The 20323-nt window shown below is 39.0% G+C and carries 15 protein-coding genes; 14 read left to right on the top strand and 1 reads right to left on the bottom strand.

Annotation, left to right across the window (positions count from 1 at the left end; genetic code table 11):
• The first annotated feature begins 101 nt into the window (after positions 1 to 101).
• From cmk to kdsB, 9 genes are all read left to right on the top strand, one after another.
• A complete protein-coding gene (cmk, locus tag EHE21_RS06300; RefSeq protein ID WP_098943727.1) occupies positions 102 to 788 on the top strand; it encodes a (d)CMP kinase in 687 nt (228 codons plus the stop codon).
• 173 nt (positions 789 to 961) lie between these two features.
• The gene (gene rpsA / locus EHE21_RS06305; protein WP_006537421.1) at positions 962 to 2635 is read left to right on the top strand and encodes a 30S ribosomal protein S1; all 1674 of its coding nucleotides are present in this window, start codon (positions 962 to 964) and stop codon (positions 2633 to 2635) included.
• Positions 2636 to 2699: 64 nt separating this feature from the next.
• Entirely contained in the window at positions 2700 to 2987 is a 288-nt protein-coding gene (gene ihfB, locus EHE21_RS06310; protein WP_006537420.1) for an integration host factor subunit beta, read from the top strand.
• Between the two features lie 580 nt (positions 2988 to 3567).
• Positions 3568 to 5805 carry a DNA internalization-related competence protein ComEC/Rec2 gene (locus EHE21_RS06315; RefSeq protein WP_228766774.1) on the top strand — a complete coding sequence of 746 codons (2238 nt, stop codon included), beginning with the start codon at positions 3568 to 3570 and terminating at the stop codon, positions 5803 to 5805.
• A gap of 36 nt (positions 5806 to 5841) precedes the next feature.
• The gene (gene msbA / locus EHE21_RS06320) at positions 5842 to 7587 is read left to right on the top strand and encodes a lipid A ABC transporter ATP-binding protein/permease MsbA (RefSeq protein WP_194952149.1); all 1746 of its coding nucleotides are present in this window, start codon (positions 5842 to 5844) and stop codon (positions 7585 to 7587) included.
• A complete protein-coding gene (gene lpxK / locus EHE21_RS06325; RefSeq protein WP_194952150.1) occupies positions 7584 to 8573 on the top strand; it encodes a tetraacyldisaccharide 4'-kinase in 990 nt (329 codons plus the stop codon). The genes msbA and lpxK overlap by 4 nt, the downstream gene beginning before the upstream one ends.
• A gap of 514 nt (positions 8574 to 9087) precedes the next feature.
• Positions 9088 to 9303 (top strand): cold-shock protein, encoded by a 216-nt coding sequence (locus tag EHE21_RS06330; protein ID WP_023581324.1) that lies wholly within the window; start codon positions 9088 to 9090, stop codon positions 9301 to 9303.
• A 415-nt stretch (positions 9304 to 9718) separates the two neighbouring features.
• Positions 9719 to 9898 carry a Trm112 family protein gene (locus tag EHE21_RS06335; RefSeq protein WP_004244593.1) on the top strand — a complete coding sequence of 60 codons (180 nt, stop codon included), beginning with the start codon at positions 9719 to 9721 and terminating at the stop codon, positions 9896 to 9898.
• A gap of 4 nt (positions 9899 to 9902) precedes the next feature.
• Positions 9903 to 10664 carry a 3-deoxy-manno-octulosonate cytidylyltransferase gene (kdsB, locus tag EHE21_RS06340; protein ID WP_088493290.1) on the top strand — a complete coding sequence of 254 codons (762 nt, stop codon included), beginning with the start codon at positions 9903 to 9905 and terminating at the stop codon, positions 10662 to 10664.
• Positions 10665 to 10744: 80 nt separating this feature from the next.
• Here kdsB and elyC read toward each other — a convergent pair whose 3' ends face one another.
• Positions 10745 to 11575 carry an envelope biogenesis factor ElyC gene (elyC, locus tag EHE21_RS06345; RefSeq protein WP_194952151.1) on the bottom strand — a complete coding sequence of 277 codons (831 nt, stop codon included), beginning with the start codon at positions 11573 to 11575 and terminating at the stop codon, positions 10745 to 10747.
• Positions 11576 to 11949: 374 nt separating this feature from the next.
• Between elyC and cmoM the strand changes: the two genes are divergently transcribed.
• The 5 genes from cmoM to aphA all read left to right on the top strand — a co-directional run bounded on the left by cmoM (position 11950) and on the right by aphA (position 20163).
• Entirely contained in the window at positions 11950 to 12723 is a 774-nt protein-coding gene (gene cmoM / locus EHE21_RS06350) for a tRNA uridine 5-oxyacetic acid(34) methyltransferase CmoM (protein ID WP_088493288.1), read from the top strand.
• A gap of 9 nt (positions 12724 to 12732) precedes the next feature.
• Positions 12733 to 14055: a chromosome partition protein MukF gene (gene mukF, locus EHE21_RS06355; protein ID WP_075673561.1), complete on the top strand. Its 1323-nt coding sequence runs from the start codon at positions 12733 to 12735 to the stop codon at positions 14053 to 14055.
• A complete protein-coding gene (gene mukE / locus EHE21_RS06360) occupies positions 14036 to 14767 on the top strand; it encodes a chromosome partition protein MukE (protein WP_194952152.1) in 732 nt (243 codons plus the stop codon). Before mukF ends, mukE begins: the two co-directional genes overlap by 20 nt.
• Positions 14764 to 19224: a chromosome partition protein MukB gene (gene mukB / locus EHE21_RS06365; RefSeq protein ID WP_194952153.1), complete on the top strand. Its 4461-nt coding sequence runs from the start codon at positions 14764 to 14766 to the stop codon at positions 19222 to 19224. The genes mukE and mukB overlap by 4 nt, the downstream gene beginning before the upstream one ends.
• 225 nt (positions 19225 to 19449) lie before the next feature.
• Entirely contained in the window at positions 19450 to 20163 is a 714-nt protein-coding gene (aphA, locus tag EHE21_RS06370; RefSeq protein ID WP_088493285.1) for an acid phosphatase AphA, read from the top strand.
• The last annotated feature ends 160 nt before the right edge of the window (positions 20164 to 20323 follow it).

Genomic DNA, 20323 nt, shown 5'->3' on the forward strand with positions numbered 1-20323 from the left:
ATATTAATACTGTTTTTCTCTGTTTGAACACTATGCCTATTATATCAATGTAATAAGAGCAACAAACACAGAAATGCAGTGCCCACGAAAAGGAGAAACTCATGGCGGTTATCGTCCCTGTTATAACTGTTGATGGGCCTAGCGGAGCAGGTAAAGGAACATTGTGCCAAGCATTAGCGAAAGCATTTGGCTGGCATTTACTCGATTCTGGCGCTATTTATCGTGTATTGGCATTGGCAGCTTTACATCATCATGTTGATATCACTTCCGAAGATGCTTTAGTACCTTTGGCGGCAAATTTGGATGTGCGTTTTATTCCTAATGAGAATGGCTTAAGTGTTATTCTTGAAGGTGAAGATGTCTCAACTGAAATTCGAACAGAAACAGTCGGGAATACGGCATCACAAGCTGCAACATTTCCTCGTGTAAGAGAAGCATTACTGCGTCGCCAGCGCGCATTTCGTACAGCGCCGGGCTTAATTGCAGATGGCCGAGATATGGGCACAATTGTTTTTCCTGATGCACAAGTGAAAATATTTCTAGAGGCGAGCGCAGAAGAGCGCGCGCGTCGTCGCATGTTACAGTTGCAGGAAAAGGGCTTTAATGTTAACTTTGAGCGCCTTTTATCCGAGATAAAAGAACGCGATTATCGTGACCGAAATCGCGCTGTTGCGCCACTTGTTGCGGCGAAAGATGCATTAATTCTCGATTCTACAAGCTTGTCTATTGACGAAGTCATTGAAAAATCGTTGACTTATGCTAAAAAAAATCTGCAATTATCAGCGTAATTAATTTTTATTTCGTTTATACTAGGTAATTATCAAAATCGGGTTGACGTGTTAATGAAAACACAACAATGCCCGATGACCTTGTCACAAAGGATGTAACGAGGTATGTGAAACAACCCCATTCGGCCGGATGCTAAATGGACGTTAATTAAATTTACTTGAAGATCATTAACATGACAGAATCTTTTGCTCAACTCTTTGAAGAATCCCTAAAAACAATCGAAACTCGTCCTGGCGCTATCGTTCGCGGCGTTGTAGTTGCTATCGATAAAGACGTTGTTCTGGTTGATGCAGGTCTGAAATCAGAATCTGCTATTCCTGTAGAACAATTCAAAAACGCTCAAGGCGAATTAGAAATCCAAGTGGGCGACGAAATTGATGTTGCTCTGGACGCGGTTGAAGATGGCTTCGGTGAAACCGTTCTGTCTCGTGAGAAAGCTAAACGTCACGAAGCGTGGCTGATGCTGGAAAAAGCTTACGAAGAAAACGAAACTGTTGTTGGTATCATCAACGGTAAAGTTAAAGGTGGTTTCACTGTTGAACTGAACGGCATTCGTGCGTTCTTACCAGGTTCACTGGTAGACGTTCGCCCAGTTCGCGATACAACTCATCTGGAAAACAAAGAGCTTGAGTTCAAAGTCATCAAATTAGACCAAAAACGTAACAACGTTGTTGTGTCTCGTCGTGCGGTTATCGAATCTGAAAACAGCGCAGAACGCGATCAGTTATTAGAAAACCTGCAAGAAGGCATGGAAGTTAAAGGTATCGTTAAGAACCTTACTGACTACGGTGCATTCGTTGATCTGGGCGGTGTTGACGGCTTACTGCACATCACTGACATGGCTTGGAAACGTGTTAAACACCCAAGCGAAATTGTCAATGTTGGCGACGAAATCACTGTTAAAGTCCTGAAATTCGACCGTGAACGTACTCGCGTATCATTAGGTCTGAAACAACTGGGCGAAGATCCATGGGTAGCTATCGCTAAACGTTATCCAGAAGGTACTAAACTGACTGGTCGTGTAACTAACCTGACTGATTACGGCTGCTTCGTAGAAATCGAAGAAGGCGTTGAAGGTCTGGTACACGTTTCTGAAATGGATTGGACTAACAAAAACATTCACCCATCTAAAGTTGTTAACGTTGGTGATGTTGTTGAAGTTATGGTTCTTGACATCGATGAAGAACGTCGCCGTATTTCACTGGGTCTGAAACAGTGCAAATCTAACCCATGGCAGCAGTTCGCAGAAACTCACAACAAGAACGACCGTGTTGAAGGTAAAATCAAGTCTATCACTGACTTCGGTATCTTCATCGGTTTAGACGGCGGTATCGACGGTCTGGTTCATTTATCTGACATTTCTTGGAATGTTGCAGGTGAAGAAGCAGTTCGTGAATACAAAAAAGGCGACGAAATCGCTGCTGTAGTTCTGCAAGTTGATGCTGAACGTGAACGTATCTCACTGGGCGTTAAACAATTATCAGAAGATCCATTCAATAATTACCTGTCTGCTCACAAAAAAGGTGCTATTGTTTCTGGTAAAGTAACTGCTGTTGACGCTAAAGGCGCAACTGTAGAATTAGCTGACGGTGTTGAAGGTTACCTGCGTGCTTCAGAAGCTTCACGTGACCGCGTTGAAGATGCAACTCTGGTTCTGAATGTTGGCGAAGCTGTAGAAGCTAAATACACTGGCGTTGACCGTAAAAACCGCGTTATCAACTTATCTGTTCGTGCTAAGGACGAAGCAGATGAGAAAGACGCTATCGCTTCTGTAAACAACAAAGAAGAAGTTGGTTTTTCAAACAACGCTATGGCTGAAGCTTTCAAAGCAGCTAAAGGCGAATAATTTAAGTTATTAACGGAAGGCAACGTTAATCGTTGCCTATTTATCGGTAGTTTAGGGAGGTAATATGACCAAGTCTGAGTTAATCGAGAGACTTGCAGGCCTACAATCTCATCTTTCGGCTAAGACGGTTGAAGAAGCTGTAAAAGAAATGCTTGATCATATGGCTGATACTTTAGCTGATGGTGAGCGTATCGAAGTCCGCGGATTCGGCAGTTTTTCTCTACACTACCGTGCGCCGCGTACGGGTCGTAACCCGAAGACTGGTGATAAAGTAGATCTGGAAGGTAAATACGTTCCACACTTTAAGCCAGGTAAAGAGTTACGTGACCGTGTAAATATTTATACGGAATAATAACTCCTGTCGAAATGGCACGATGTTAGTTAACTTTCTCAAAAACGGTACTTAGGTGCCGTTTTTTTATTTATAGCTTATTATTATTTTTAATGTATTTTCTAATCTCTAATCTCTAATCTCTAATCTCTAATCTCTAATCTCTAATCTCTAATCTCTAATCTCTAATCTCTAATTTATTGATTTGCTCTATTCGTTTTATCCCTCAAATATCTTTCTTGTTTCTTTTTTATTACTGTATTCTGCTTTTATTTTAATTTCTCTATTTAATTACCTATATCACTTAGTTGTTTTGCTTTTTACGAGTTTCTTCTCAAAATTTATTGTATGTAACAAGAGATCTTTTTCTTTTTATAAAGCATCACTAAAAAACGACCTAAAAGCCTATCTTTAACTAAATGATAACATCATGATATTTAAAGAATGATTGTAGGCAAGGATGCTAGAAATGATTTTATTGAATCGAATGATAAAATTTTTTGAGTTAAAGATGGTATCAATAAAACAGAGGTGCTTTCATTCAGTTTATTTTCAAAGACTCTATTTCACGAAGTTAACTTTAGACAATATTGCTTTGGCAATGATATTAGGTTGCTTACCTTTATTAGTTCAACATACGCTTTTTAGTCAGACTATTTATTCTATTATTATTTTTGTTGCATTATTTCTATTATTTATTCCTTTTTGCACATTCCGCTTTTCAGCGATATTTCTATTTTTCTGGGTTTATTCAAATATGGTTGCGTCATCGCTAATGACGAGAACAGAACAGTTTGCTGATAATATGGCAACATTTGAAACCAAGATTATGGAGTATCGCCAATTAACAGATGGCAATATTATTATCAAAATACCAATTACGAAGAAGACGCTCTTTTCGTCATCTGTTTATGCAAATGTGTATTGGCGAAGTCCGCCTAAAAACATAGCTGTAGGACAATATTGGAAGTTTAAAATTCAATTTAGAGCTGTACATAGTTATTTAAATGAAGGTGGATTTGATAGCCAAAAATACGCTGTTTCTATGAAGGAAACATTAACGGGTAAAGTGATAACTGCCAAGTTTATCAGGAATGATATATCACTGCGTACTCAACTTGTTCAGACAATCTCAACTTATTGGCAAACAGCAAAAAATAAAGGTGAAATTATTGCTTTGGTCTTAGGTGATAAGCGATATATCGAACCCGAGAAAAAAGATCTCTATATGAAAACAGGGGTTGCACATTTAATTGTAATATCGGGTTTACATATAGGTTTAGCTGCCTTTTTTGGCTGGGTTATTGCAAGAGGTATTCAATTTTTTTTCCCTATTAGATGGATTAATCCAAGATTTCCATTAGTTATAGCTTGGCTATGTGGTATTTTCTATGCTGCGTTATCAGGCTGGGGAATACCAGCAACAAGAGCTGTTATTGGATTAACTGTTTGGGTGATTTTACATTGGGGGAGCCGATTATTTTTACCTTGGCAATGGGCACTTTGGAGTGCTGCACTTATTCTAATTGTTGAGCCTCTTTCTATACTTTCAGCCAGTTTTTGGCTTTCATTTTCTGCTGTATTTGCCATTATCTTTTGGTATTGGATGTACCCATTAAAAGCTAAATATAACCATCAAAAGCGGTGGTTTATTTTAAGGTTGGTACATTTACAATTTGGTTTATTAATTATTTTATTACCATTTCAATTATATTTATTTAATGGTGCTAATTTTTTTAGTTTTATCGTTAACTTATGGGCGGTTCCTATTGTTTCTTTTATTACCGTGCCATTAATAATGCTCGGATTATTGACATTTCCTCTCTCATTTTTACAACCAATAATTTGGCACTGGGTTGATCTTTCTATTAATCTCGCTTTTTGGTGTGCTCCCTTATTTTTACCATATTGGCAAAATAGTGGTGCCATTCCTTTATTATTAGGATTTTTTGGGATTGGAATTATTTTAATCATAAAAATGTCATGGTGGCGTTATCATTTTATTTGCATTGTGGTTATTGGTACTATTTTATATTGTGAATTTGTCGCTTCTTCACGTTATCAATGGCGAATATCTATGCTAGATGTTGGACATGGCTTGGCAGTTATTCTCGAGAAAGAAGGTGAGGCGATTATTTATGACACAGGAATGCGTTGGAAAAATGGAGGTACAATTGCAAAGAGTGTCATCATTCCTTATTTAAGACATCACCGACTCACACCAGTTGCATTGATCATTAGTCATGATCATCTTGATCATACAGGGGGAATGGAAGATTTAATAAAAACTTATCCTAATTTAAGTATTCGTAGTAGTTTTGACGATCCTTCGCATTTACCTTGCTTAAGTGATAAATCATGGCAGTGGAAAGGTCTGCAATTTGATGCATTATGGCCACCGAATAAATTACTCTCTCCGAAAAATAATCAATCCTGTGTGATCAATGTTAGTGATGGGAAAAACAATATTCTACTAACTGGAGATATAGAAAAAGAAGCTGAAGCTCAATTAGTAAGAGTAAAAAAAGAACAACTAAAAGCAGATGTCTTACAAGTTCCTCATCATGGTAGTCAAACATCATCCACATTGATGTTTATTCAAGCAGTATCACCAAAATTTGCACTTGTTTCTGCTGCTCGTTATAGCCCTTGGCGTTTGCCTTCTGATAAAGTACATCATCGTTATAAAAAAGAAGCTATTAATTGGCTAACAACCTCTATTAGTGGGCAAATTTCTATCGAGTTTAATCAAGATAATATTGATGTATTTACCTATAGGCGAGATATTTTGCCTCGTTGGTATCATCAGTGGTTTGGTGTTTTGACGTTTCCCGAGTAGAATGACCGGCTAATTATTAAAAGTTTGGTAATATATATGAATGATATAGATCTATCAACGTGGCAAACATTCCGCCGCCTATGGCCAATGATCCGGCTTTTCAAAGCGGGTTTGATCACTGCTGCAATTGCATTAATCATCAATGCGGGCGTGGATGCATTTATGATTTCTTTATTAAAACCACTTCTTGATGAAGGTTTTGGTAAAGCCAGTAATGACGTATTAAAATGGATGCCTTTTGCCGTTATTGGACTGATAGCTCTGCGTGGTATATCTAACTTTATTTCAAGTTACTGTCTTTCTTGGGTCTCTGGGAAAGTTGTAATGAATATGCGTCGCCGACTGTTTTCTCATATTATGGGAATGCCGGTGAGCTTTTTTGATCAGCAATCAACAGGGACTTTACTCTCTCGTATCACATACGATTCAGAACAAGTTGCCTCTTCATCATCAGGTGCATTAATTACTGTTGTACGTGAAGGTGCTTATATCATCGGACTATTTTGTTTGATGTTTTATTATAGCTGGCAATTATCCCTGATCCTTATCGTTATCGCACCTATTGTTGCTGTTGTTATTCGTATAGTATCGACTCGTTTTAGAACGATCAGTAAACGTATCCAAAATAGCATGGGACAAGTGACAACTAGCGCAGAACAAATGCTAAAAGGGCATAAAGAAGTTCTGATTTTTAATGGCCAAGAAGTTGAAAATAAACGCTTTAACCATGTAAGCAATCATATTCGCCGTCAAGGTATGCGTATGGTTGTCGCATCATCAATTTCAGATCCTATTATTCAGATAATCGCTTCTCTTGCGTTAGCATTTGTCCTGTATGCAGCAAGTTTCCCTGAGATAATGGATACATTAACAGCAGGTACAATTACAGTTGTCTTCTCCTCAATGGTTGCATTAATGCGTCCATTGAAATCACTGACTAATGTGAATGCTCAATTCCAGCGCGGTATGGCTGCTTGTCAGACTCTCTTTGCTATCCTCGATATGGAGCAAGAAAAAGACACTGGTAAGCTTGAACTGAAAAAACCAACTGGCGATATTGAGTTTCGTAATGTGACTTTCCAATATGTTACAAAAGATACACCAGCACTGAAAAATATGTCATTTACTATTCCAGCGGGTAAAACTGTTGCATTAGTTGGACGCTCAGGCTCTGGTAAGTCTACGATTGCAAACTTGATCACACGTTTTTATGACATTAATGAAGGCGAAATATTAATTAATGGTCATGATATTCGTGAATACACATTGAAATCTTTGCGTAATCAAGTCGCGTTAGTTTCTCAGAATGTGCATCTTTTCAATGAAACTGTGGCAAACAATATCGTCTATGCATGTGAAGATCAGTATACCCGTGAAGATATTGAAAAAGCGGCAAAGATGGCACATGCGATGGATTTTATCCAGAAAATGGATAAAGGCTTAGATACTGAAATTGGTGAAAATGGTGTGTTACTTTCAGGTGGGCAACGTCAGCGTATTGCAATTGCAAGAGCGTTATTACGAGATTCACCGATCCTTATTCTTGATGAAGCAACATCAGCGCTAGATACAGAATCAGAGCGCGCTATCCAGTCAGCACTTGATGAATTACAGAAAAACAGAACCTCTTTAGTGATTGCTCACCGTTTATCAACTATTGAAAAAGCAGATGAAATATTAGTTATTGAAGACGGTGAAATTGTTGAACGTGGCGCACACCTTGATTTGATTGAGAAACAAGGTATTTATGCACAACTTCACAGGATGCAATTTGGCAAATGATTGAACGGATTTGGTCTGGTAAATCTTGGTTTTATATCCTATTACTTCCATTTTCATGGTTGTATGGTGCGATCACGCTGTTAAGGCGTTTTGCATATCAGAAAGGATGGTTAGCATCATGGAAAGCGTCCGTTCCTGTTGTGATTGTTGGCAATTTAACTGCTGGCGGGAATGGTAAAACGCCTGTTGTGATATGGCTTGTTGAGCAATTAATACAGCAGGGATTTAAACCAGGTGTTGTCTCTCGTGGTTACGGCGGGAAATCAGACCATTATCCATTACTTTTAACATCCGATACAACACCTGCCATGGCAGGTGATGAACCTGTGTTGATTTATCATCGAACAGGTGCTCCCGTTGCGGTTGCACCTAATCGACGAGATGCAGTAAAAGCGCTATTAGCTCAACATGAGCTTGATGTGATCATCACTGATGATGGTTTGCAGCATTACGCATTACAGCGTGATTATGAAATAGTTGTCATTGATGGTCAGCGCCGATTCGGCAATGGTTGGTGGTTACCAGCAGGCCCTATGCGAGAGCGTGCAGGGCGCTTAGATTCTGTGGATGCAATTATCGTTAATGGTGGAATAAGCCAGAATAATGAGATTGGCATGGCGCTGGAAGGTGATACTGCAGTTAATCTTAAAACAGGAGAGAAAAAACCAGTTCAGCAAATTAAAAAGGCTGTTGCTATCGCTGGGATTGGTCATCCTCCTCGGTTTTTTAACTCTTTACATGAAAAAGGGATAGAGTTAATCACAACAAAAGCATTTAGTGATCATAGTGATTATAGTGCTCAAGAATTACAGGATTTAACACCTGACTTAGAGCCCCTTATTATGACAGAAAAGGATGCTGTTAAATGTCAGCATTTTGCTCAAGATAACTGGTGGTATTTGCCCGTTAGCGCTGAGTTAAATAGTCAATCTGTGCTAAAACAAGTCAGCAATTTAATTTACGGCTCGAAAAAAACTTGTATCTGATCTGAAACAATGATATTTATAGTGGAAATCAGGATAGCGTTACATAAAAGATTACCTACCTACAGTTGCATATCGCTTTTGTCGTAGTTCAATTTAATTCGCCACTACCCTATCTACTCAAAAGCCTTGTGTGGAGAGTTTGTGGATCTTGAATGTAGGATTAATATTTTGTGCAGTGAATAGCATCAGCTTTTGTGCACAATGGATGGTAGAAACCATTTTTAATGGTAACTAATTATCTCTATATTCGGTTATCTTTTTTATCAGTGCGCAATAAATATCAGTATGTCATCTTTTTGTCATATTGATACTGTAAATATTTATTGTGCTTTATGATATTTATTAAGCTTGGCTATCACGATTTTGAACATTTATATTGAATAATAAAATGCACTACTTAAATTAATGTGTTCAGAATTTAATTGGGGTTTTATATAAGAAGACTTAATAAAAAGTAGGATGCATTTGTATAGGAAAATAAAACTATACAAAGAACAAAAGGAGTTTATCTATCATGACATTACAATTAAGAATGGGTCGCGTAAAATGGTTCGACAATAACAAAGGTTATGGTCTTATTGTTGCAAGAGATATTGAACAAGAAGTTTATGTCAATAAAAAAGCGATTGCCAATACAAAAAATAAAGCATTAACAGAAGGTCAAGACGTTGAGTTTTCTGTTATCAGAACAGCAGCAGGTCTAGAAGCCGCTGATGTTATCGGGTTTTAAATAAGGCTCAGCCTTGTTAAAGATGTAGATAAAACGATAGTTTAGCATTAAGATTAAATTATCGTTTATGCCTATTTTGAGGTAGGTAAGTCACAATAGTTTACCACCAAGTCGAATAAGTAATATAAAAGAGTCGTTTCGTTAATTAGAATGCAATAAAGATAATAAAAAGGTTAAATTATTATCAATAAAAGCTGAATGTAATTCTTTATTAATGATGTTGCAGACTCAACGATAAAAAGCCACATTAATGTGGCTTTTTTGTTGCTTATAGTAAAAGAGAAAATAATAAATTTATTAATAACTAAAATAATTTTCGAATTATCACTAAACGAGAGGTTTTGAGTATTAACGCTGATCATTCCTTATGATATCCTTTTGCCATATAAAATGATTAACCCTTGAGAGGGACAAAATGGATCACCGCTTACTCGAAATTATTGCTTGCCCAGTTTGCCACGGCAAACTTATCTTTGATAAAGAAAATTCAGAGCTTATCTGCAAAATTGATCATTTAGCTTATCCTGTTCGTGACAATATCCCCGTTCTTCTGGAGAATGAAGCAAGAGAATTATCACTAGAAGAGGAAAAGTAACTTCATGTTCACGGTCATTATCCCTGGTCGATATGCATCGACCCGTTTACCGGGTAAACCCCTCGCGGATATTCATGGCAAACCTATGATTGTTCGTGTAATGGAACAGGCTATGCGCTCTGGTGCAAACCGTGTCATTGTTGCAACTGATAATTTAGATGTTGTTGCAGCAGTTGAAAAAGCAGGCGGAGAAGCCTGTATGACTCGCGAAGATCACCATTCGGGTACAGAGCGTTTAGCTGAAGTCATTGAAAAATACAAATTTGCGGATGATGAGATAATCGTTAACGTACAAGGTGATGAGCCTCTTATTCCACCTGCGATTATTACTCAAGTAGCCGAAAATTTGGCGAGTTGTGGTGCAGGAATGGCAACATTAGCAGTGCCTATTGTTGACTCAAAAGAAGCTTTTAATCCTAATGCGGTGAAAGTCGTGATGGATGCAAAAGGTTTCGCACTTTATTTTTCTCGTGCAACCATTCCTTGGGAAAGAGACCGTTTTAATTTATCACATGATGAAATTGGTGAACATTATCTTCGCCATATTGGCATTTATGCTTATCGTGCAGGCTTTATACGTCGATATATTACTTGGGAGCCAAGCCCATTAGAATCTATTGAAATGTTAGAGCAACTGCGGGTGCTGTGGTATGGCGAAAAAATCCATGTTGCAAAAGCATTAGAAGTTCCGGGTGTAGGTGTAGATACTCAAGATGATCTTATTGCAGCCAGAGCTGCATATCGAGCACTTAACCAAGAGTTCTGATTTGTTAACAGTGAGAAATAAATTCTAACGGCACTTAAATTAAGTGCCGTTTTTGTATCAGTCAGCAAAAATATTTTTAATTATTGGTTTTCTTCTTTATCAGACTGATGACTTTCATTTTCAGGAATAGTGGCGGGTTGTCCGGCAGGTTTTACTGATTGCCACACCGATCCCAAAAACTCATACCATGCACGTTCACTGTGTTGAAAATAAGTCGCAGAGGGAAAATATTTCTCCCAAGGATGTAATGGTGAGGAGATAGCTAGTTGGTTAGCGGGTGCAACGATAGGTTTCATGCCTCGGGCTAAAAAGAAACGTTCCGCACGTGCTAAATGATTGGCAGACGTTACAAGTAAAAATGGTTTCTTACCAATTAATTTATCAACTTCATAGGCTTCTTCTTCAGTATCTTTCGGTGTTGATAATGCGATAGTTCTCTCAGCCGGTACACCTAAAGATTGCGCCACCTGCGCCGCTACCTCTGCACTACTTATCTGGTTAACACCAGCACCACCTGTAAAAATCATTATCGCATTAGGATTGCGATAATAAAGCCTTACACCTTCAGCAACACGAAATAAACTATTGTTAAGAAGATTAGAACTGGGTGCCCAATCTGGGTTATAAGTAAATCCACCACCTAAAACAACAATGTAGTTCACATCTTGTTGCGAATTTTCTCGTAATTCATAACGAGCTTGATACTCTTTTTCACTTGGCATTAATAGTGTATCAGCAACAGGTTGTATGCCTAAAATAGTTAGCAGAACAAGCACAACAGTGAGTAGGCTTTTTCCTGTTTTTTGCCAACGAGTAAACCAAAGTAGTGCTAATGCAAAAAAGGCGATTAACAAGAGCAAAGGCAAGGGCATCAGAAAGCCTGCAACATATTTTTTGAGCAAAAACAGCATAAATCATCCTAGATTGAGTGAAATACATGCAATTGATAGCGAAAGCTTAGTGAAAACTAGGGGAATTCCAAGACATTGTGTCAAAATAGCTCATCAACAACGTTTCACTAAGTTTTTATCAATAGAAATAAAGAACCGTTTAATTATTTATAAAACGATAAACGTTTGAACGTTAATTTTTTCATTAATAAGCGTTATATTTATACTGCGCTTTGCGAATAATCTGATTCATGACTTATTTCTTTAGAGAAAACAGTCAGTATCATAGAACACTGGTAAAATTGCCGTCTTTATTTATGTACAGTGTCTCATATTTTTGAATTTATCAGAACGCAAAGAGCGCAAGTAGTAAGTTGTTATCATGAGGCGTTTTAATGTCAGATCGTAATTTTGACGATATTGCAGATAAATTCTCCCGCAATATCTATGGCACAACAAAGGGTAAAATACGTCAAGCAGTGATTTGGGAAGATTTACAACAATTATTGACCCTCTTACCTAACCGAAGTTTGCGTATTTTAGATGCAGGTGGGGGTGAAGGTTATTTCTCTCGTCAGCTTGCTAAATTAGGACACCAAATTATCTTATGTGATTTATCACAAGAGATGCTTAATCGTGCACAAGAGGCTGCGGTTGAAGAGGGTGTTGTCGAGAACATGACGTTTATTTGTTGTGCAGCTCAAGAGATCAAAGAGCATATAGATGAAAGGGTTGACTTAATTCTATTTCATGCAGTATTGGAATGGATCACGGATCAGAAAGACGCTGTAAATGTTCTTACCGATATGTTGTTACCTAATGGTATCTTATCGCTAATGTTTTACAACGCGAATGGCATTGTCATGAGAAATGCGATTTTAGGAAATTTTCATCTGGCAAATCCTGAGATCCCTCGTAGAAGAAAAAAATCGCTATCACCTCAAAACCCATTGCAACCAGAAGATGTCTATCAATGGTTAGATGAGTTTTCAATGACAATATTAGGAAAAACGGGTGTCCGCGTTTTCCATGATTATTTGCAAAGTCGTCAGTTACAAAATAAAGATTTTCCATCGTTGCTTGCATTAGAGCAACGATATTGTCGGCAAGAGCCCTATATCAGTCTGGGGCGTTACATTCATGTCATGGCACAAAAGCGTGTAAATTAAGGATGTACTATGAGTGATTTTACCCAGACAGTTCCTGAGTTAGTGTCTTGGGCGAGAAAAAATGATTTCTCAATCTCACTGCCACCAGAAAGATTAGCTTTTTTGATGGCTGTCGCTGTATTAAACAGCGAGCGCCTTGATGGCGAAATCAGTGAAGGGGAGTTAATTGATGCCTTTCGAGAAGTATGTAAAGGCTTCGAACAACCCGCAGAATCAATACAAGTTCGCGCAAATAATGCCATTAATGACATGGTAAAGCAGCGACTTTTTAACCGTTTTACCAGTGAATTGGTAGAAGGTAATGCAATATACCGTTTAACTCCGTTGGGAATTGGGATCAGTGATTACTATATTCGCCAACGTGAATTTTCATCATTGCGCTTATCTATGCAACTTTCCATTGTGGCGGGTGAGTTGGATTCAGCAGCCAGTTCCGCTGAAGATGGTGGCGATGAATATCATTGGCATCGTAATGTTTTTGCACCTTTGAAATATTCAGTGGCAGAAATTTTCGATAGCATTGATTTGTCTCAGCGGATCATGGATGAGCAGCAAAATACAGTAAAAGAAGATATTGCTGCGCTATTAAACCAAGATTGGCAAGCCGCCATTTCAAGCTGTGAACAGTTATTATCTGAAACATCGGGTACATTAAGAGAGCTACAAGATACGCTTGAAGCTGCTGGCGATAAACTTCAAGCCAATCTCTTGCGTATTCAAGAAGCAAACATGAATTCTGGTCATGTTGAGCAAATTGATACATTAGTATTTGAACTTCAAAGTAAGTTAGACCGCATTATTAGTTGGGGTCAGCAATCTATTGATTTATGGATTGGATACGATAGACATGTCCATAAATTTATTCGTACAGCGATTGATATGGATAAAAACCGTATTTTCTCTCGCCGTTTACGTCAATCTGTACAAAACTATTTCGACAGCCCATGGGCATTAACTTACGCTAATGCTGATCGGTTGTTTGATATGCGTGATGAAGAACTGGTTCTACGTGATGAAGAAGTCACAGGCGAGTTACCTGAAGAGCTTGAATATCAAATGTTCAGTGAAGTGAACGAACAAATAGCGCAATGGGTAGAGCAAGAGCTTGCTTCTTACAAATTGGAACAACGGGCATTAGATCTCAGTTCAGTGTTAGTTGAATACCTTAATCGTTATCCGCAACAGAAACATTTCGATGTTGCACGTATTGTTATTGATCAAGCAGTACGATTAGGTGTGGCGAAAGCTGAGCTCGCAGGATTACCTGCAAAATGGTCAGAAATTAACGAATATGGAGCTAAGGTACAAGCGCATGTCATCGATACATACTGAACAATTTATGCCAGCAAAACTGGCGCAGGCATTAGCGAACTCACTTTTTCCTGAACTGGATAGCCAGTTACGTGCAGGTCGACATATCGGTATAGACGCTCTGGATAATCATGCTTTCTTGATGGATTTCCAAGATGAGTTATCAGACTTTTATGCGCGTTATAACGTCGAATTAATTCGCGCACCAGAAGGTTTCTTCTATTTGCGACCTCGATCAACCACACTTATTCCACGCTCTGTTCTCTCTGAAATGGATATGTTGGTGGGGAAAATTCTTTGCTATCTCTATCTCAGCCCTGAACGATTAGCAAATCAGGGAATATTCACCGTTCAAGAGCTGTTCGATGAATTAAGAACATTAGCAGATGAAACCAAGCTTTTACGTTTAGTGAATCAGCGCTCAACAGGTTCTGATCTTGATTTGCAAAAATTACAAGAAAAGATGAGAACTTCGCTAAATCGTTTACGTCGTTTAGGCATGATTTCATTTTTATTAAATGATATGCAGCGTTTTTCTATTACCGAATCTGTTTTCCGCTTTGGTGCCGATGTGCGTAGTGGCGATTCTCCACTTGAGGCTCAAATGCGAATGATCCGTGATGGCGAAGCAATGGCGCTTGAAGATAGCTCAGAAACTCTCAACGATGATGAAGAAAATGAAGATGAGCAATTACAATCCAGTGAAGATGATGCGGAGGGAGAAAATAAATGATTGAACGGGGAAAATTTCGCTCATTAACACTTATCAACTGGAATGGGTTTTTTGCTCGTACTTTTGATTTAGATGAGTTGGTGACTACGTTATCAGGTGGTAATGGTGCGGGTAAATCAACCACGATGGCTGCATTTATTACAGCTATGATCCCTGATCTTACTTTACTTCATTTCCGTAATACCACAGAAGCAGGATCGACAAGCGGATCACGCGATAAAGGGTTATACGGGAAACTGCGTCCCGGTGTGTGTTATGCCGTATTGGATGTGATTAACTCGCGTCACTTACGTGCTGTGGTCGGTGTCCGTTTACAGCAAATTGCAGGGCGTGATAAGAAAGTTGATATCAAACCCTTTATGATCCAAGGGCTGCCAATGGCAGAAAACCCAACAGAAATTTTGACGCAAGCTGTTGCGGATCGCCAAGCCCGTGTTTTACCGCTGAATGAATTAAAAGAAAAAGTTGAAGCCATTGATGGAGTTGTTTTCAGACAATTTAACTCTATCACTGATTTCCATGCCGTGATGTTTGATTTAGGGGTTATTCCTAAACGTTTACGCTCAGCGAGCGATCGCGCCAAATTCTATCGTTTAATTGAAGCCTCATTATATGGCGGTATTTCAAGTGCGATTACCCGCTCTTTACGTGATTATTTACTACCTGAAAATAGCGGTGTAAGAAAAGCATTCCAAGATATGGAAGGCGCATTGCGTGAAAACCGAATGACACTTGAAGCCATTCGTGTCACTCAATCTGATCGTGACTTATTTAAGCACTTAATTACAGAAGCGACATCTTATGTTGCGGCTGACTATATGCGTCATGCCAATGAACGACGTGTTCATCTAGATGAAGCTTTAACAGTACGCCGTGAGTTATGGAGCCAGCGTAAATCCATTAATAGTGAAGCGTATCGTTTTGTTGAGATGGGTAAAGAGTTAGAAGAGCAACAAGCGTTATCTTCTGATCTTGAAGCGGATTATCAAGCGGCAAGTGATCGATTAAACTTAGTACAAAATGCAGTTCGCCAACAAGAAAAAATTGACCGTTATGTCGCTGATGTTGAAGAGATAACTTTCCGCTTAGAAGAACAAAGCGAAGTAGTTGAAGAAGCGGCATCTAAGAAAGAAGAACTTGAAGCACGTGTAGAATCGGCAGAAGAAGAAGTTGATGAGCTGAAAAATCAGTTAGCAGACTATCAGCAAGCATTAGACGTACAACAAACACGCGCTATTCAATATCGCCAAGCTGTGCAGGCTTTAGAGCGTGCTAAAGCACAATGTGATATTGCTGATTTAGACGAAACCAATGCAGAGCAATGGGCTGAACGTATCCAAGCAAAAATTCAAACCATTACGCATTCATTGCTTTCTATGGAGCAGAAACTCAATGTTTCTGAAGCTGCGAAAACACAATTCGATCAAGCCTATAAGCTGGTGAGTTCAATTGTCGGTGAAGTTGAACGTCAAAATGCATGGGATGCTGCAAAAACGGCATTACGTGAATGGTCTTCTCATCGACATCAAGCGGATAGGGTTCATCCTATTCGTATGCAATTAGCTGAATTAGAACAGCGGTTACATCAACGAAACAATGCAGAACGTCAACTTGAAGAATTTAACAAACATCATGGTAAATCGATGGAGCCTGATGATCTGTTAATTCTTCAAGATGAATTAGAAGCAAAAATTGAAGAGCTTAGCGATTACGTTAATGAGTCTGGCGAACAGCGCATGCAAATGCGCCAAGAGTTAGATCAACTTAAACAACAAATTGAAAAGCTGAAAAAACAAGCACCTGCATGGCTTGCAGCACAAGATGCGTTAACACAATTATGTGAGCAGACTCGTCAATCTTTTGAAACGGGTCATCAAGTAACTGAATATATGCAACAGTTACTTGAAAAAGAGCGCGAAGCAACGGTATTACGTGATGAAACAGCAACTCGCAAACAGCAAATTGAAGCGCAAATTGAACGTTTAAGTCAGCCAAGTGGTGCTGAAGATGGGCGATTAATTACGTTAGCTGAACGCTTTAATGGTGTTTTATTATCAGAAATTTATGATGATATTACGTTAGACGATGCGCCTTATTTCTCTGCATTATATGGTCCAGCACGCCATGCGATTGTTGTACAAGATTTATCTCAAGTTCAGGCGCAATTAGAAACGTTAGAAGATTGTCCTGAAGATCTCTATTTTATCGAAGGCGATCCACAATCTTTCGATGACAGTGTATTTAATGCGCAAGAGATGGATAAAGCCGTTCTTATCAAGAGCACTGATAGACAATGGCGTTATTCTCGCTACCCTGAAATTCCACTGTTTGGTCGAGCGGCGCGTGAGAATCAATTAGAAATTTTATCTCGCCAGCGTGATGAGCTTTCTGAACTTTACGCAACACAAGCTTTTGATGTACAGAAGATCCAACGTGCTCACCATGCCTTTAGTCAGTTTGTGGGACAACATATTTCTGTGGCATTTGAGGCTGATCCAGAAGAGGATATTCGCCAGCTTAACCAAAGACGTAATGAGCTAGAAAGAGCGTTAACACAGTACGAAGAGAGCACTCAGCAACAGCGTCAACATTATGCGCGTGCCAAAGAATCGCTAAACCTTCTTAATAAGCTTATTCCTCAAGTTAATATCTTGATGGATGAGACACTAATTGATCGTGTTGAAGAGTTACGTGAAGAGCTGTATACCGCAGAAGAATCAATGCGCCACTTACAGCGCCATGAAAAAGCATTAGCAACATTAGAGCCTATCGCTTCAATCTTGCAAAGTGATCCACAAGCGCATGAACAATTAGCACAAGATTACGAGCAAGCAAAAGCAGAACAGCAACGTTATCAGCAACAAGCTTTCTTGCTGGTGGAAGTGGTACAGCGCCGTCCTCACTTTAGTTATAGCGATGCCGTTGAAATTGTCAGTGAAAATAGTGATCTTAACGAGAAGCTACGTCACCGCTTAGAAATGGCAGAAACAGAACGCGCTACAGCAAGAGAACTTTATCGTCAGCAACAAGCGCAATGTGCTCAATTTAATCAAGTACTCGCATCATTAAAAAGCTCCTTTGATACTAAATCTGAATTACTCAGAGAGCTTGAGCAAGAGATGCGTGATACAGGGATCCATATTGATATAGGTGCAGAAGCAAGAGCCAAAGAGTTGCGCGATCAACGTTATTCTGAGGTAAGTGCAAACCGCACACGCATCAGCCAACTTGAGCGAGATATCGCACTAAGTGAAGCTGAGCGAGATAATCTCACCAAGAAAATTCGTAAACTGGAACGTGACTACGTTCAAATTCGTGAGCATGTTGTGAGTGCAAAAGCGGGTTGGTGCGCGGTTATGCGATTAGTAAAAGAAAATGGAATGGAGCGTCGTTTACATCGTCGAGACTTTGCTTATCTTTCTGCTGATGATTTACGTTCAATGTCGGATAAGGCGTTAGGTGCGTTACGCCAAGCGGTTGCTGATAATGAATATTTACGTGATGCGTTACGTCGCTCCGAAGATGCGAAGTACCCCGATCGCAAAGTTCAGTTCTTTATTGCGGTATATCAGCATTTAAGAGAACGTATTCGCCAAGACATCATTAAAACGGATGATCCGGTTGATGCAATTGAACAGATGGAAATCGAGCTTGCTCGCTTAACTGAAGAGCTAACTAGCCGTGAGCAAAAATTAGCGATTAGTTCACGAAGTGTCGCGAATATTATTCGTAAAACTATTCAGCGTGAGCAAAACCGTATTCGTATGCTAAACCAAGGTTTACAAGCGGTTTCATTTGGTCAGGTGCGTGGTGTCCGACTCAACGTCAATATCCGTGAAAGTCACCAAGTGTTATTGGATGTGTTATCTGAAGAAGATAACCAGTATCAAGATCTATTTAAAAACCAAAACCTGACTTTCTCCGAAGCAATGGCGAAACTTTATCAGCGTTTAAACCCTCAAGTAGATATTGGTCAACGTATGCCACAAACTGTGGGTGAAGAGTTGTTAGATTACCGTAATTACCTTGAAATGGATGTTGAGGTTAATCGTGGGCCAGAAGGTTGGTTAAAAGCAGAAAGTGGCGCTTTATCAACCGGTGAAGCTATCGGTACGGGGATGTCAATTCTGGTAATGGTCGTACAGAGCTGGGAAGAAGAATCACGACGCTTAAGAGGAAAAGATATCTCTCCTTGTCGTTTGCTCTTCCTTGATGAAGCGGCTCGTTTAGATGCGAAATCTATCGCGACGTTATTTGAGCTTTGCGATCGTCTTGATATGCAGCTAATTATTGCAGCACCAGAAAATATCAGCCCAGAAAAAGGAACAACCTATAAATTAGTACGTAAAGTGTTCAATGGTACTGAACATGTACACGTTGTTGGGTTAAAAGGTTTTGGTCAACAGGCTGAAAAAGATAAAATTGCATCATCAAATGTTGCTGAAATAACAGAATAATTTTATTCCATTATTAGCTTCAAGAGGCAAGAATAAAGGCGCTACGGGCTTATGCTTATAGCGCCTTCTTTTTTTAAAGTGTTACATAGATCAAAAAATGAAAGTAAATTAACAAAAAAATGAAATTTTAAATGGAATAACGTGCGCCATATCTCATTTAAATGTAATCATGATGTTTATGATTGTTCCCGTATGTGATTAATATAAAAATTTAAAGGAAAGAGAATGCGTAAAGTCACGTTAGCTTTTAGTGCAATTGCTTTAGCGTTAAGCTTAAACGGCGCAGCAATGGCAAAAGTACATCTGCCAGAAGTTGTTAGCCCAGGCGTTACCGTTGCACAACTTGCACAACAACAACCAATTCATTGGGTTTCTGTTGCTGATATTGAAAAAAGCCTTGCAGGTCAAGCACCGATGGCGGTTGGTTTTGATATTGATGACACCGTTCTGTTCTCAAGCCCAGGTTTCTACCGTGGTAAACTGGAATACTCTCCAAACGATTTCAGCTACCTGAAAAACCCAGAATTCTGGGAAAAAATGAATAACGAGTGGGATAAATTCAGTATGCCTAAACAAGTCGGTATCGATCTTGTTCAGATGCACTTAAAACGTGGAGATACTGTTTATTTCATTACTGGTCGTACTCAAACTAAAACTGAGACTGTGACCAAATATGTACAAGAAGGCTTAAACATTCCTGCTGATAAAATGCAGCCTGTTATTTTTGCTGGTGACCAACCTGGCGCAAATAACAAAGTAAGCTGGATGCGTGATCATAAACTGAAAATTTACTACGGTGATGCTGATGCAGATATCGCAGCAGCAGATGAGCTGAACATCCGTGGTATTCGTATTCTGCGTGCTGCTAACTCTTCTTACCAACCACTGCCAAAAGCAGGTCAGTTTGGTGAAGAAGTAGTTATTAATTCAGAGTACTAATCTTTACCCTTTGTTTACCTTTATTTGTAAGGCGTAGGAAACTACGCCTTTTTCTATTTTCTATTTTCTATTTTCTATTTTCTATTTTCTATTTTCTATTTTAAGACACCTTCCATTTAAATAATCTTATTATCCATTCACAATTCTTTATTATTCATTA

Source organism: Proteus sp. GOKU (genome assembly GCF_015475555.1).
GTDB classification, from domain to species: Bacteria; Pseudomonadota; Gammaproteobacteria; order Enterobacterales; family Enterobacteriaceae; genus Proteus; species Proteus mirabilis_B.